The following is a 14,326-nucleotide window of genomic DNA, read 5'->3' on the forward strand; positions in this document are numbered from 1 at the left end:
TATTGTAGCAGCCCGCCGCCGACCATGCTTTTACGCCTTCTTCAGCATCTCCGCTCGCAGCGGCAGCTCGCGCACGCGCACACCGGTGGCGGCAAACACCGCGTTGGTCAGCGCCGCGCCCACGCCGGCCGTCCCCGGCTCGCCGATGCCGCCCGGCGCCTCGCTGCTCGGCACCAGCACCACGTCGATCCGCGGCGCCTGGCTCATGCGCAGGATCGGATAGTCGTGGAAGTTGCTTTGCTCGACGCGGCCATCCTTCAGCGTGATGACGCCAAACAGCCCCGCCGTCAGGCCGAAGTTGATGCCGCTCTGGATCTGCGCCGCCACCGTGTCCGGATTGACCACCTGGCCGCAATCGACCGCGCACACCACGCGCTTGACGGTCACTTCGCCGTCATCGCTGACCGCCACGTCAACCACCTGCGCCAGATAGGTGCCCCACGAGCGCATCAGGGCGATGCCACGTCCCGAGCGAGGCGGCAGCGGCGTGCCCCAGCCGGCCCGCTCGGCCGCCACCTTCAGCACCTGCGCCGCGCGCGGCTGCTTGTCCAACAGCGACAGGCGGTAGACCAGCGGGTCCTGCCCCACCTTCAGCGCCAGTTCGTCCATGAAGCTTTCCAGCACCGTCATGTTGCGGGTCGGGCCGACACCGCGCCAGAACGCGGTCGGCACCGGGCCGTCCTCCTGCGTGTACTCGCTGCGCATGTTCGGGATATCGTAGGAGAACACGTCCGAGCCTTCGACGTTGTCGATATCCAGGCCGTCCTTCAGCCAGCCGGGCGCGAACGACGCCAGGTTCGACGGCCCGGCGATCTTGTGCGAGAACGCCAGCGGCTTGCCATCCTTGCCCAGCGACGCCGACACCGAATGCGCATACATCCCGCGCAGCAGGCAATGCTGGATATCCTCCTCGCGGCTCCACACCAGCTTGACCGGCGACTTGACCTGCCTGGCCACCGCCGCCGCCTGCACCACGTAATCGGTGTACAGACGCCGGCCGAAACCGCCGCCGATGTAGTGGTTGTGCAGCGTGACCTTCTCCGGCGCCAGGCCCAGCACCTTGGCGGCGTCGTCGCGCGCACGGGCCGGCACCTGGGAACCGGTCCAGATCTCGGCCGTGCCGTCGCCCTTGACGTGTACGGTGCAGTTCATCGGCTCCATGGTGGCATGCGCCAGCATCGGATTGACGTACAGCGCCTCGATCCGCTGGCCGTCGGCCGCCAGCGCCTTCAGGGCGTCGCCGTCGTTGCGGGCGATGTGGCCGGGCTTCTGCAGCGCCGCCACCATCAGCTTGCGCACATCGTCGGTGCCCAACTTGGCGTACTGGCCTTCGTCCCACTTGATGTCCAGCGCGGCCAGGCCCTGCTTGGCGTACCAGTAGTTGTCCGCCACCACCGCCACCGCGTTATCCAGCTTGACGATCTGGCGCACGCCGCGCAGCTTGCGCGCCTTGGCGTCGTTGACCGATTTGAGCTTGCCGCCGATGACCGGACTGGCCGCCACCACCGCCACCTTCATGCCCTTCACCTGCGCGTCGATGCCGAACATCGCGCTGCCGTCGGTCTTGCCCTTGGCATCCAGGCGCTTGGCCGGCTGGCCGACCAGCTTGAAATCCTTGGGCTGCTTGAGCGCGATCTTTTCCGGCGCCGGCAGCTTGGCTGCAGCCGCCACCAGTTGGCCGTATTTGACGCGGCGGCCGCTGGCCGTGTGCACCACCTCACCGCGTTCGGCGCGGCAGCTGTCCGGCGCCACCTGCCAGCCATCGGCGGCGGCCTGCACCAGCACCATGCGCGCGGCGGCGCCGGTCTGGCGCATCGGTTCATAGAGAAGACGAATGGTCAGCGAGCCGCCGGTGAACTGGTCGCCGAACGGTGCGCCGTAGACCTTGGCGTCGGGCGGCGCATGGCGCACCTCGATCTGGCTCATATCGACTTCCAGCTCCTCGGCGATCAGCATGGGCACCGAGGTGTAGGTGCCCTGGCCCATTTCCACTTTCGGCATGGTCAGCACGATGCGGTCGTCGGCGCCGATGGCGATGAAGGCATTCAGATCGGCCGGCGCGCCGGCCGCTGCCGCCATGCCCTGGCCGGGCCAGAAGCCGACCATCAAACCGCCGCCCGCGGCGGCGGCCACTTTGAGGAAACTGCGGCGCGACACCGCGCCTGGTGCGTAGGGAGTGTTCATGCTCAGGCTCCCTTCAGCAGCGGCGAGGCGGCGGCATCCTTGATCGCCGCGCGGATGCGGCTGTAGGTGCCACATCGGCAGATATTGCCGGACATGGCGTCGTCGATCTCGGCGTCGGTGGGCTGGTGGTTCTTGGCCAGCAGCGCGCAGGCCGACATGATCTGCCCGGATTGACAGTAGCCGCACTGCACCACCTCCACTTTCAGCCATGCGGCCTGCGTCGCCTTGCCGGCCGGCGTGGCGCCGATGCCCTCGATGGTGGTGACGTGCTTGCCGGCCACCGCCGATACCGGCAGCACGCAGGAGCGCGTGGCCTCGCCGTCGATGTGCACGGTGCAGGCGCCGCACAGCGCCATGCCGCATCCGAACTTGGTGCCTGTCATGTGCGCCTCGTCGCGCAGCACCCACAGCAGCGGCATGTCGCCGGGCACGTCGAACGCGCGCGGCTTGCCGTTAATCGTCAGCTTGATCATCGAAGGCTCCCTAGTCAAAACCCCACTATAGCCACGTATGTTCGCCAGATGACATTAGCCTTTGGAGATACAGAAACAACCAGTGGTTGTAAATTGACCGCCGCTATAACTTTTTCCATGGCTGGGATAATATTTTTCGCTGGAAGCGATCCCATGCGAAATGCGTAACAAACACGTCATATCCGCTCATTACCCTGTGGCCTTTTTCCAACTACGGACCACTGCCATGTACCTGCTTCCCGCCCGCCCCCTGATTCTGGCCCTGAGCATCGCCGCCGCCCTGAGCGCTTGCGGCGGTTCCGACCAAGACCAACCATTGGTGATCCCGGCCGCGCCGGCCGACCAGGGTGCGGCTGAAACCGTGGCCGTGCCGTCGGCCACCGCCTTTGTCGACACCGTCGCCACCAACCAGCGCGGCGACGCCCGCTACGCCACGCTCGACACCAACGCCGGCGTGCGCATCCTCGGCGGCTTCCTGTCGATCTGGAAACCGCTGACGCAGATCGTCGACGCCGGCGTCACCGCACCGGCCAACGGCAGCTTCCCGGCCGTGGTCACCTCCACCTGGACCGGTGTACCGGGCGACGGCACGCCGGACGGCACCGTGCTCAACGCCGCCGTGCACCAGGCCAATATCGACTACGTGGTCAAAGCCACCGCCAACCGCACCGCCGACCAGGCCGTGCAAGCGTATCTGGATGACCGCCGCGGCAAAGGCTACAGCATCACCGACGGCATGGGTCCATTGACCAGCGCCTGGCGCGCCGCCGCCCAGCAGACCACCACCATCACCAGCGTGGCGGCCGACGCCACCACCGTGCTGTACAACGACGGCGGCAACAACACCGGTGTCGGCGGCACGGCCAACGCCAGCTTCGGCAGCGTGGTCGACCTGGTCAACCTGGTCGGCAACAACGCCTCGACCGAACCGGCCAAGCGCTTCTACAAATATGCCCGCCCGTTCCGCTGGAGCACCAGCGTGCAGCTGCTGCCGGCGCTGGTCCCGGCCAAGAGCACCACGCCGGCCACCGACGGCGGCTACACCAGCGGCCACACGGCCGAAGCCGTGCGCGACGCCGTCGCCATGGCCTACGCCGTGCCGGAACGCTATCAGGAAATGTTGAGCCGTGGCCTGGAGCTGGGCGAGATGCGCATCCTGGCCGGCATGCACTCGCCGCTGGACGTGGTCAGCGGCCGCATGCTCGGCATCGCCAGCGCCGCCGCCAACCTGGCCGATCCGGCCAACGCCGCCAAGAAGGCCGCCGCCGTGACCCAGGCGCACACCGCGCTGATGGCCGCCACCAGCACCACCGCCGACACCTTCGCCGCCTACGCGCAGTCGGGCACGACGGCCAACGACCGCTTCGCCGACTACGCCACCAACAAGGCCAACTACCTGCGCCGCAGCACCTTCGGCTTCGCGCAGATCGCCGCCACCAATGCCGCTGTCGCCGTGCCGAAAGGCGCCGAAGTGCTGCTGGAGACGCGCCAGCCTTACCTGACGGATGCCCAGCGCCGCGTGGTGCTGAAAACCACCGCGCTGGCCTCCGGCTACCCGGTGATGGACGATGCTGAAGGCTGGGGCCGCCTGAACCTGTTCGCGGCGGCAGACGGCTATGCCTCGTTCAGCGGCAATGTCACCATCGTCATGGATGCCAGCAAGGGCGGCTTCAATGCCGTGGACCGCTGGCGCAACGACATCAGCGGCGCGGGCAAGCTGGTCAAGCAAGGCACGGGCACGCTGAAGCTGGCCGGCGCCAACAGCTGGACCGGCGGCACCGAGCTGACCGCCGGCGCGCTGCAGGGCGACTCGGTGGCCGCGTTCGGCAAGGGTGATGTGTACGTGAGCGGCGGCACGCTGGTGGCCAACGCACCGGCCGCGCTGCAACTGGCCAAGTACACCCAGCTCTCCGGCAGCACCACGCTGGAGCTGGATCTGGGCGGCGCCGCCGCCGGCAGCCAAGGCAGCCTGACCGTGGCCGGCACCGCCACCCTGGCCGGCGGCACGCTGCACGTGAAGTTCGCCAACGGCTACAAGCCGAAGGCGGGCGACGTGCTGACCGTGATCACGGCCGGCAACCTGCAGGGCAAGTTCACCACCATCACGGTGGACGGTTTCAGCACGGTGACGCCAACCTACGGCGCCACCACGCTGACCCTGACGCTGGGCAGCTGACCCCAGTCATTCCGCATCGGCGGACCGCCGCGTAGGCGGGAATGACGGGCTATTTGGTCGCTGCGGCCAGATAGCCCACCAGCGCCTTCAGCGCGGCCTCGTCGGTGAGGCCGGAAAACGGCATGCGGGTGTTGGGCACCAGCGCCTGCGGATTGCGCAGGAACTCGGCCAGGTTCTTTTCATCCCAGACGATGCCGCTGCGTTTCATCGGTCCGGAAAAGCGGAAGCCTTCGACCGTGCCGGCAGTGCTGCCCAGCAGGCCGTGCAGCGTCGGGCCGATGCCGTTCTCGCCGGCCTGCAGCGAGTGGCAGGCCACGCACTGCTCGAAAGTCTTCTTGCCCAGATCCTGGGCGCCAACGCTGGCAGCAGCCAGGCACAGCAGCCCGGCGGTCAGTACATTACGCATGGATCAGTTTCCCCGGTTGCTTGACGTAGACGTTCTTGATGATGTCGGCCGCCATGTAGGCGATCGCCGCCACCGGACCGGTGGGGTTATAGGCCGAGTTGTGCGGGAACAGCGACGCTCCCATGATGAACAGGTTGTCGACCTGCCACACCTGGCCATACTTGTTGGTCACCGAGTTGCCCGGATGCGTGCCCATGATGGTGCCGCCCGTGTTGTGGGTGCTCTGGTAGGGCACGCTGCTCCACGACTGGCGCGCGGTGGCCTTGCTCAGATGGGTCGGATTGAGCGCGGCGGCGATGCGGTTGATGACGTCGGCCGAGTGCGCTGAAATCTTGCGCTCGTTGTCCTGGTAGTCGAAGGTCATGCGCATCAGCGGCGCGCCGAAGCGGTTGCGGTAGGTCGGATCGAGATCGAGGTAGTTGCCGCGGAACGGCATCACGGTGCCGGTGGCGGTGATGTTCATGCTGCGGTCGTACCACTTGGCGGTCTCCTGCTTCCAGGCGCTGCCCCAGGCCGGCGTGCCGGCCGGCGTCGGATGCCACTGGATCGGCCGGCCGCCGTACATGGCGGTGCCCACGGTCGAGCCGCCGACGAAGCCGAACGGCGCGCGGTCGAAGTCCCAGTTGCCGTGGAAGTCGTCCATGATGGCGCCGATGCCGGCGGTCGCCATGTACGGATGGAAGTGCTTGTCCTCGAAGAACAGCATGGCCGCGCTGCCGGTCTGGTAACAGTAGTTCTTGCCCAGCAGGCCCTTGCCCGACACCGGATCGTAGATCTCGCCGATGCCCGACAACATCATCAGGTGCACATTGTTCAGACCGAAAGCGCACAGCACCACCAGCTTGGCCGGCTGGAAGCATTCCTCGCCGGTGACGGTGTTGGTGTAGGTGACGCCGGTGGCCTTCTTGCCGGAAGCGTCGCGCTCGACCTTGGTCACCCACGCATAGGTGCGCAGCTCGAAAGTGCTCTGGCGCAGCGCCGCCGGAATCACCGTCATCTGCGCGCCGCCCTTGGCGTTGGCTTCGCAGCCAAAGCGCTCGCAGTGGCCGCAGTACTGGCACTCGCCGAACTTGACGCCGTCCGGATTGGTGTACGGCACCGAAGCATTCGCGGTGGGACGCGGGAACGGGTGATAGCCCATCTTGCCGGCCGCCTCCGCGAACAGGTCGCCGGCGTAACCGTACACCAGCGGCGGCATCGGATACTCGTTGCGGCGCGGCGCCTCGAACACATTGCCGCCGGCGATCTTGCGGCCCTGCACGTTGCCGGCCTTGGCCGAGATGCCGGCCACCTTCTCGAACTTGTCGTAGTACGGCTCCAGCTCGGCGTAAGTCACGCCCCAGTCCTGGATGGTCATGTCGGCGGGGATGTAGTGCTTGCCGTATTTGGCCTCGTACTTGCTGCGGATCTGAAAATCGTTGTCGTTCCAGCGCCAGGTGTGGCCGTTCCAGTGCGTGCTGGCGCCGCCGACGCCGGTGCCCATCAGGTAGGAGCCGAGGCGGCGGTACGGCAGCGCCGTCTCGGCGCTCTTGTTGCGCACGGTTTCGGTGTTGTCGGTGGTATTGACCATCATCGACATGCGCTGGCCCACGGCTAGCTCGTCGCGCATGCGCGGCACGCTGAAGTCGTCGGCCGTGTGCGGACCGCCGCGCTCCAGGCACACCACCGTCATGCCGGCTTCGGAAAATTCCTTGCCCAGAATGCCGCCGGTCCAGCCGCCGCCGACCAGCACCACATCCACTTCCTTGTAAGTCTTCATGCGTGCTCCTTAGCTGAGGTCGGCAATGCCTGCCGGTTCGGGACGGTAGGGCTTGTTGGCGTACTTGACGATGTTGACCTTGTTGGCCGTGTTCACGCCGGGATAGCCGACCAGCTTCCAGCCCTGCTTGTCCTGGTTGCCGCCATAGATCGGATCGGCAAACATGGCTTCATAGAACATCTGCAACAGCTGGGCAAAATACACGGCCGACGGCACGCCGTTGGGCAGCGCCGCCTTGCCGGACTGCAGATCCTTGAGCAACGCTTCGCGCACATCGGCCGGCAGGCGATCGAACGGCTTGCCGTGGGTGGCGCGGCAATAGTCGGCCACGCCCTCGGTGCCGGCGCGGAACAGCTGGGCCGGCGTCATGCCGAGCTGGTAGCCCTGGTTGGCGCTGCCCTGCTTGAACGGTCCCTGCAGGTAGAGCCGGTCGCCCTGGCCCCAGTTGCCGCCCAGCGCGCGGTCGTAGAACACGGCCAGCCCCAGCGTGACGCCGTCCGGCGTCACGCCGTCGGCCGGGCACATGTGGTTGACCAGCGCTTCGACAAACACCTGTTCGTCGGGTCGCAGCCACAGATAGCCGGCCGGCGCGGCGGCGGGCGTTGGCGTCGGCGCGGCCGTGGCGCTGGTAAGGGGAAGGCTGGCGGCGCTGGCGCCGGCGGCCAGGGAGCGCAACAGGAAGTCGCGCCGGGGGTGCTGATCGCGGGTATCACTCATGGCAGGGCTCCGGATGGTCACAGGGGAAACGGTCGATGCTACGACATTATTTCCACAAGGCAATCACCAGGAAGATTACAAATTGTATCAATCTGGATACAAAACTTTTACTACCAGTAGTGTTTCCATACGGAAAAACAATGATAACCTTGTTAGGATTGTGGACATTCGCGCGCGCGCACCAGGAACCCCCATGAACTTCATGAAAAACGCCAACATCGGCAAAAAAATCACCCTTGTCTTCGGCATCGTGCTGGTGGTCTCCAGCCTGACCACCGGCGTCAGCCTGTGGCAACTCGGCAAGATGCGGGCCTCCACCAAGGAACTGCTGGACATGTCGCTGACCAAGGAACGCCTGGTCAGCGACTGGTATCGCATCATCTTTGCCGGCGCGCGCCGCACGCTGGCCATTGCCCGCAGCAGCGACAACGGCCTGGTCGAATTCTTCGCGGCCGACTCCAACAAGGGCACCACCGAGGCCGGCGAGATCCTGAAAAAGGTCGGCGTGCTGCTGACGTCGGACAAGGAAACCGCGCTGCTCAAGGGCATCAGCGACGCGCGCGACATCTACAACGTGCACAAGGCCGCCATCACCAAGGCCAAGGCCGCCGGCGACAACGACACCGCCAGCGCCGTGCTCAACGACAAATTCATCGGCTCGGCCGACATCTACCAGCAGCGCCTGCGCGAACTGGTGGCGTTCGAACGCGAGCAGATCGACCAGAGCGCCGCCGAAATCGAACAGGCCGCCACCACGAGCCTGCGCCTGCAACTGACGCTGACCGTGCTGCTGGCTCTGGTGGTGGTGGTGTGCGGCATGGCGCTGAAAAGCAGCATCGTCGGCCCGCTGCACTACGCCATCGGCGTGGCGCGCCGCGTGGCCCAGGGCGACCTGACCGCCGACGTCCACAGCGATTCGCACGACGAGGCCGGCCAGCTGCTGGAAGCGCTGGGCGAGATGAACACCGCGCTGCGCAGCCTGATCAGCGACGTCATGCAGAGCGCCGGCACCATCACCAGCGCCGCCGGCGAGATCGCCCAGGGCAACGCCGACCTGTCGGGCCGCACCGAATCGCAGGCCGCCAGCATCGAGGAAACCGCCAGCGCCATGGAAGAGCTGACCTCGACGGTGGAACACAACGCCGACAACGCCGGCCAGGCCAACAAGCTGGCCCTGGGCGCCAGCACGCTGGCCAGCAAGGGCGGCACGGTAGTGGGCCAGGCGGTCGCCACCATGGCCGAGATCAAGCAGGGTTCGCAGCGCATTTCGGAAATCACCGCCATCATCGACGGCATCGCCTTCCAGACCAACATCCTGGCGCTGAACGCGGCGGTGGAAGCGGCGCGCGCCGGCGAACAGGGCCGCGGCTTTGCGGTCGTGGCATCGGAAGTGCGCAACCTGGCGCAGCGCTCGGCGGCGGCGGCCAAGGAAATCAGCGTGCTGATCGGCGCATCGGTGGACCAGGTCAACGCCGGCAGCAAGCTGGTCGACGACGCCGGCGCCACCATGACCGACATCGTCGGCGCCATCAAGGAAGTGGCGCAGATCATGACCGAGATCACCGCCGCCACCCGCGAGCAAAGCGCCGGCCTGCACAACATCAACCAGGCCATCGCCGAAATGGACAACGCCACCCGCATGAACGCCGCCATGGTCGAGGAAGCCTCGGCCGCCGCGATGAGCATGCAGGACGAAGCCACGCGCCTGAACCAGGCCATCAGCGTGTTCCGCACCAACGACCAGGTACGCGTGGCCAACAAGCGCCAGCTGGCCCTGCGCTAAACCATTCGCGTCATTCGAACGAACTGTGCAGAACATATCAATAGACTGCACACCATAGACGGTTTCATACTTTCCTTATTCGAAAATGTAATAAGGAGTATGAAATGGTCCGCAACATCCTGCCTGGCCTGCTGCTGTGCGCGGCGGTGACCGCCGCCGCCGCCGGCCTTGAACGCGCCGAGGCCGCACTGTTCGGCCGTGCCTGGCTGGAAAGCCTGGTGCTGGCGATCCTGCTCGGCACCACCCTGCGCACACTGCTGCGCCTGCACCCGCGCTGGGACGCCGGCATCCACTTCAGCGCCAAGACCCTGCTGGAACTGGCGGTGCTGCTGCTGGGCGCCTCGGTCAGCGCCGGCGCGCTGCTGGCCAACGGCTGGCTGCTGCTGGCCGGGATCGCCGGCGTGGTGCTGCTGGCCATCGGCGCCAGCTACGCCATCGGCCGCCTGAGCGGGCTGCCGGCCAAGCTGGCGATCCTGATCGCCTGCGGCAATTCCATCTGCGGCAATTCGGCGATCGCCGCCGTCGCACCCGTCATCGACGCCGACGGCCAGGACGTCGCCGCCTCGATTTCCTTCACCGCCGTGCTCGGCGTGCTGGTGGTGCTGACGCTGCCGCTGGCCATGCCCCTGCTGTCGCTGTCGGCCACGCAGTACGGCGTGTTTGCCGGCCTGACCGTGTACGCCGTGCCGCAGGTGCTGGCCGCCACCAGCGCGGTGTCGCTGACCAGCGCCCATATCGGAACACTGGTCAAGCTGGTGCGGGTGCTGATGCTGGGACCGGTCGTGCTGCTGCTGTCGCTGTTCGGCCCGCGCGAGGAGACAGCGCAGCGCCGCCGTCCGCAGTTGTCGCACCTGCTGCCGTGGTTCATCGTCGGCTTCCTGGCGCTGATGGCGCTGCGCTCGTTCGACCTGCTGCCGCAAGCACTGCTGGCGCCGGCGCACGCGGCCTCCAGCGTGCTGACCGTGATGTCGATGGCGGCGCTGGGCCTGGGCGTGGACGCCCGTTCCGTGCTGCGCGCCGGCGGCCGGGTTACCATGGTGGTGGTGATGTCCCTGCTGGTGCTGTCGGCGATCAGCCTGGGCCTGATCCATTTTCTGCACATCGCCTGAAGGACACCGCATGACGCTGGAACAGCTGCGCATCTTTATCGCCGTCGCCGAGCGCGAACACCTGACGCGGGCGGCCGACGCCCTGGCGTTGACGCCGTCGGCGGTCAGCGCCTCGCTGCGCGCGCTGGAGGAACGCTATGACACGCCGCTGTTCCACCGCATGGGACGCGGCATCCAGCTCAACGACGCCGGCCGGCTGTTCCTGGCCGAGGCGCGCGCCACGCTGGCGGCGGCGCGCAACGCCGAACTGGCGCTGGCCGAACTGGCCGGCCTGCAGCGCGGCACGCTGGCGGTGCACGCCAGCCAGACCATCGCCAGCTACTGGCTGCCGCCATTGCTGCTGGCCTTCCATCGCCGCCATCCGCTGATCGCGCTCGGCCTCACCATCGGCAACACCAGCAGCGTGGCGCAGGCGGTGCGCGACGGCCTGGCGGATCTGGGACTGGTGGAGGATGGCGTCGACGCGCCGGAACTGGCGGCGACCGTGGTGGCGCAGGACAGGCTGGTGGCGGTGGTGGCGCCGTCGCACCCGTGGGCAGACGGCCGCGCGGTGGATGCGGACGCGTTGCGCGCGGCTGACTGGATCTTGCGCGAACCGGGTTCCGGCACGCGCTCGGCGTTTGAAACGCGGCTGGCCGCGCTTGGCATCGCGCCGGCGCAGTTGCGGGTGGCGCTGGCGCTGCCGTCCAACGAGGCGGTGCGCAGCGCCGCCATGGCCGGTCCTTACGCCACGGTGGTATCGGAACTGGTGGTGGCGCCGCACCTGCAGGCCGGGCTGCTGTGCCGGGTCAACCTCGACCTGCCGCCGCGCCCGTTCTCGCTGCTGCAACATCGCCAGCGTTTGCCCAGCCGCGCGGCGCTGGCGCTGGCACAGGTGCTAGCCGGCCAGGGCGGCATCGAAGCCGCCTGAGCGGTCCAGCTTGACCAGATCGTCATAGCCGCCGATGTGGCGCGTGCCGAAGAAGATCTGCGGCACCGTGCGGCGGCCGCTGCGCGTCATCATCTCCTGCAAGGCTTGCGGGTCGCTGCCGGCATCGATCTCGGTCACGGCCACGCCCTTGCCGGCCAGCAGACGCTTGGCCATGGTGCAGTAGCCGCAGACGGGGGTGGTATAAATGGTCACTTGGGTCATGATGTCCTCCTGATTGATGCCTACAGTATGCGCCTGGCGGGCGCGGCGGAACATGCTCGCCAGGCGCAGGATTTTGCTTATTCGTCGCAACCGGTATGATGGGCACATCGTTCACCTGCCGACCACGCCATGAACCAAGCCGAACTCGATCTCTTCAACGACAAGCTCGACGCCCACGCGCGGGAAGTGGAACGCTTCCATGGCGAAGTGGCCAATGTCACGCGGCAGATCGCCAACTGCGACAAGCTGGTGCGGCTGGCCAACGCCGGCCTGAGCCAGATCGACAGCCGCATCGCCGATGCCGTGCAGCTGAACGCCGACGCGCAGCAGGCCGCCACCAGCGCAGCAGCCGAAGCCAGCGCGGCCGCCACCGCCGCCACGCAGGCGGCCGTGGCGCAGATGGTGGCCAGCATCGGCGAGGCCACCGACGCCGCGCGCAAGACCAGCCTGTCGCTGAACCTGCTGCAATTCAAGACCGGCAGCTGGATCGCCGTCTACACGGTACTGGTGCTGCTGTGCTGCCTGGCCACCGGCTGGCTCACCAGCTGGGCGCTGCGCGGCCAGGCGCTGACGCCGGAGCAGGCCCATTACATCGAACTGGGCAAGGCGCATGAAGCGCTGCTGGCCAACGCCAGCGACAAGGAACTCAAGCAGCTCAACGCCATCCGCAGCCGGTCCCCGGCCAAGGCCAGGCCCGCCGGTCAGGACAAATAAACGTGCTCGTTGCGCAGCCGCGCCTGCTGCACCAGCATCTTGGGCGACTGGCCGAAGGCGCGCAGGAAAGCGCGCCGCAAGCGCTCCTCGTCGCCGAAGCCGGTCAGCTCGGCGATGCGCGCCACCGAGGAGTGGCCCTGGTCGATCAATTCCTGCGCCGCCTCGACCCGTAGTTTCTCGATCGCCTTGGCCGGCGCCATGCCGGTCTGGGCCTGGAACATGCGGCTGAAATGGCGCGGACTCCAGTGCACCTGCGCGGCCAGCTCCTCGACGCCGAGCTCCTTGCGCAGATTGTCGCGCGCGTACAGCAGCGCCTCCTTCACGCGGTCCGAGCTTGGCTCGATCTCGGCCAGCGCGGAAAACTGCGACTGGCCGCCGGTGCGGCGGTGATACACCACCATGGCGCGCGCCACCTTGCGCGCGATCTCGACGCCGAGGTCGCCCTCGACCATGGCCAGCGCCATGTCGATGCAGGCGGTGACGCCGGCCGACGACCACACCGCGCCATCCTTGACGAAAATCTTGTCCTCGTCCACCAGCAGGCCCGGATGCAGCTCCTGCAAGCGGCGGCCGAAGGCCCAGTGGGTGGTGGCGCGCTTGCCGTCCATCAGGCCGGCGCCGGCCAGGATGAAGGCGCCGGTGCAGATGCTGGCGATGCGGCGCGTGGCGCCGGCCGAGGCATTCAATGCCGCTTGCAGTTCCGGCTGCGGCGCCGGCAGATGGGTGGCGCCGGCCACCAGCAGCGTGTCATAGCCGCCCCAGCCGACGGGCTGGCTGTCCAGCGCCACGCCGCTGGAACTTTTCACCGGGCCGCCCGCCACCGACAGCGTGGCCAGTTCGTACAGCGGCGCCGGCAGCAGGGTGTTGGCGAACTCGAAGACGGTCAGCACCGCCATGTCCAGGGCCTGGAAACCAGGGTAGATCACCAGCCCGATGCGCTTGCTCATGATGACATCCATAAATATCGATTACACGCATTTTAAGCCATATTTTTAAAATCTGCGCACTTCGATGATGTCCTGAATTGCGTGAATTACGTCACCAATGTCATGCCGATGCGGTTCAGAATGGCCTTCATCAACTCACACAACGGAAAGGCAACATCATGAAAACCAACGGCAACACGATCTTCATCACCGGCGGCGCATCGGGCATCGGCCGTGGCATCGCGGAAGCATTCCACCGTCTCGGCAACCAGGTCATCATCAGCGGCCGCCGCAAGGCGCTGCTGGACGAAGTGACCGCCGCCAATCCCGGCATGCGCAGCATCGAGCTCGACATCCAGGACCCGGCGCAGATCACCGCGGCCGCCGCCCAATTGACGCGCGACTTCCCGACGCTGAACGTTCTGTTCAACAATGCCGGCATCATGCCGTTTGACGACGCCGCCGGCGCCATCGACGACGCCACCGCGCTGGCCACCGTCACCACCAACTTCCTCGGCCCAGTGCGCATGACCTCGGCGCTGCTGCCGCACCTCAAGCAGCAGAAGGACGCCGTGGTGATCCACAATTCGTCGGTGCTGGCCTTCATCCCGCTGGCCAGCACGGCGGTGTACTCGGCCACCAAGGCGGCGATCCACTCGTATGCGCTGTCGCAGCGCTTCATGCTGGCCGACAGCGGCGTGCGCGTGGTGGAAATCGCCCCGCCATGGGTGGATACCGACCTGATCTACAAGAGCGGCGACAACCGCGCCATGCCGCTGCCGGCGTTCGTCGAGGAAACCATGAAGGGCCTGGCGGCCGGCAAGGATGAAGTCTATGTCGACGCCATCCAGGCGCTGCGCGACAATCCCGGCTCTGGCGAGCACGGCCTGGTGAACGGCTTCAACCAGCAAATGCGCGAAAACCCGATTCCTGTCGGTCATTAAGCG

At 66.9% G+C, this 14,326-nt stretch carries 13 protein-coding genes; 6 read left to right on the top strand and 7 right to left on the bottom strand.

All coding sequences use genetic code 11. From position 1 onward, the window contains the following. Positions 1-30: 30 nt before the first annotated feature. Together GJ695_RS25635 and GJ695_RS25640 are read right to left on the bottom strand one after the other, a co-directional pair. Positions 31-2,184, bottom strand: a complete 2,154-nt coding sequence (locus GJ695_RS25635) for a xanthine dehydrogenase family protein molybdopterin-binding subunit (RefSeq protein WP_154369824.1) — start codon at positions 2,182-2,184, stop codon at positions 31-33. A gap of 2 nt (positions 2,185-2,186) precedes the next feature. After that, positions 2,187-2,657 carry a (2Fe-2S)-binding protein gene (locus tag GJ695_RS25640; protein ID WP_154357550.1) on the bottom strand — a complete coding sequence of 157 codons (471 nt, stop codon included), beginning with the start codon at positions 2,655-2,657 and terminating at the stop codon, positions 2,187-2,189. 226 nt (positions 2,658-2,883) lie between these two features. Between GJ695_RS25640 and GJ695_RS25645 the strand changes: the two genes are divergently transcribed. Beyond that, the gene (locus GJ695_RS25645; protein WP_154369825.1) at positions 2,884-4,833 is read left to right on the top strand and encodes a phosphatase PAP2 family protein; all 1,950 of its coding nucleotides are present in this window, start codon (positions 2,884-2,886) and stop codon (positions 4,831-4,833) included. Between the two features lie 49 nt (positions 4,834-4,882). On the opposite strand, the gene GJ695_RS25650 is transcribed toward GJ695_RS25645, so the two are convergent. Genes GJ695_RS25650 through GJ695_RS25660 form a run of 3 tightly spaced genes read right to left on the bottom strand, consistent with a single transcriptional unit; the run spans position 4,883 to position 7,715 of the window. Beyond that, complete coding sequence (locus GJ695_RS25650; RefSeq protein ID WP_154369827.1) at positions 4,883-5,239, bottom strand: c-type cytochrome; 357 nt, start codon at positions 5,237-5,239, stop codon at positions 4,883-4,885. After that, complete coding sequence (locus tag GJ695_RS25655) at positions 5,232-6,998, bottom strand: GMC family oxidoreductase (RefSeq protein ID WP_154369829.1); 1,767 nt, start codon at positions 6,996-6,998, stop codon at positions 5,232-5,234. Before GJ695_RS25655 ends, GJ695_RS25650 begins: the two co-directional genes overlap by 8 nt. Positions 6,999-7,007: 9 nt before the next feature. Beyond that, positions 7,008-7,715 (bottom strand): gluconate 2-dehydrogenase subunit 3 family protein, encoded by a 708-nt coding sequence (locus GJ695_RS25660; protein ID WP_154369831.1) that lies wholly within the window; start codon positions 7,713-7,715, stop codon positions 7,008-7,010. 193 nt (positions 7,716-7,908) lie between these two features. Here GJ695_RS25660 and GJ695_RS30535 point away from each other — a divergent pair, with 193 nt between their 5' ends. The 3 genes from GJ695_RS30535 (at position 7,909) to GJ695_RS25675 (ending at position 11,517) form a co-directional block, all read left to right on the top strand. Then, a complete protein-coding gene (locus GJ695_RS30535) occupies positions 7,909-9,498 on the top strand; it encodes a methyl-accepting chemotaxis protein (RefSeq protein ID WP_154369833.1) in 1,590 nt (529 codons plus the stop codon). 104 nt (positions 9,499-9,602) lie between these two features. Beyond that, the gene (locus GJ695_RS25670) at positions 9,603-10,607 is read left to right on the top strand and encodes a YeiH family protein (RefSeq protein ID WP_154369835.1); all 1,005 of its coding nucleotides are present in this window, start codon (positions 9,603-9,605) and stop codon (positions 10,605-10,607) included. A 10-nt stretch (positions 10,608-10,617) separates the two neighbouring features. After that, positions 10,618-11,517 carry a LysR family transcriptional regulator gene (locus GJ695_RS25675; protein ID WP_154369836.1) on the top strand — a complete coding sequence of 300 codons (900 nt, stop codon included), beginning with the start codon at positions 10,618-10,620 and terminating at the stop codon, positions 11,515-11,517. Here the strand turns inward: GJ695_RS25675 and grxC are convergent. Beyond that, positions 11,485-11,739 (bottom strand): glutaredoxin 3, encoded by a 255-nt coding sequence (grxC, locus tag GJ695_RS25680; protein ID WP_154369838.1) that lies wholly within the window; start codon positions 11,737-11,739, stop codon positions 11,485-11,487. The genes GJ695_RS25675 and grxC overlap by 33 nt on opposite strands. 129 nt (positions 11,740-11,868) lie before the next feature. Between grxC and GJ695_RS25685 the strand changes: the two genes are divergently transcribed. Further along, positions 11,869-12,453: a hypothetical protein gene (locus GJ695_RS25685; protein WP_154369840.1), complete on the top strand. Its 585-nt coding sequence runs from the start codon at positions 11,869-11,871 to the stop codon at positions 12,451-12,453. Here the strand turns inward: GJ695_RS25685 and GJ695_RS25690 are convergent. After that, a complete protein-coding gene (locus GJ695_RS25690; protein ID WP_154369842.1) occupies positions 12,441-13,400 on the bottom strand; it encodes a GlxA family transcriptional regulator in 960 nt (319 codons plus the stop codon). The genes GJ695_RS25685 and GJ695_RS25690 overlap by 13 nt on opposite strands. A 158-nt stretch (positions 13,401-13,558) precedes the next feature. Between GJ695_RS25690 and GJ695_RS25695 the strand changes: the two genes are divergently transcribed. Next, a complete protein-coding gene (locus GJ695_RS25695) occupies positions 13,559-14,323 on the top strand; it encodes an SDR family oxidoreductase (RefSeq protein ID WP_154369843.1) in 765 nt (254 codons plus the stop codon). The last annotated feature ends 3 nt before the right edge of the window (positions 14,324-14,326 follow it).

This window comes from Duganella alba (genome assembly GCF_009674495.1).
Lineage (GTDB): Bacteria > Pseudomonadota > Gammaproteobacteria > Burkholderiales > Burkholderiaceae_D > Rugamonas > Rugamonas alba.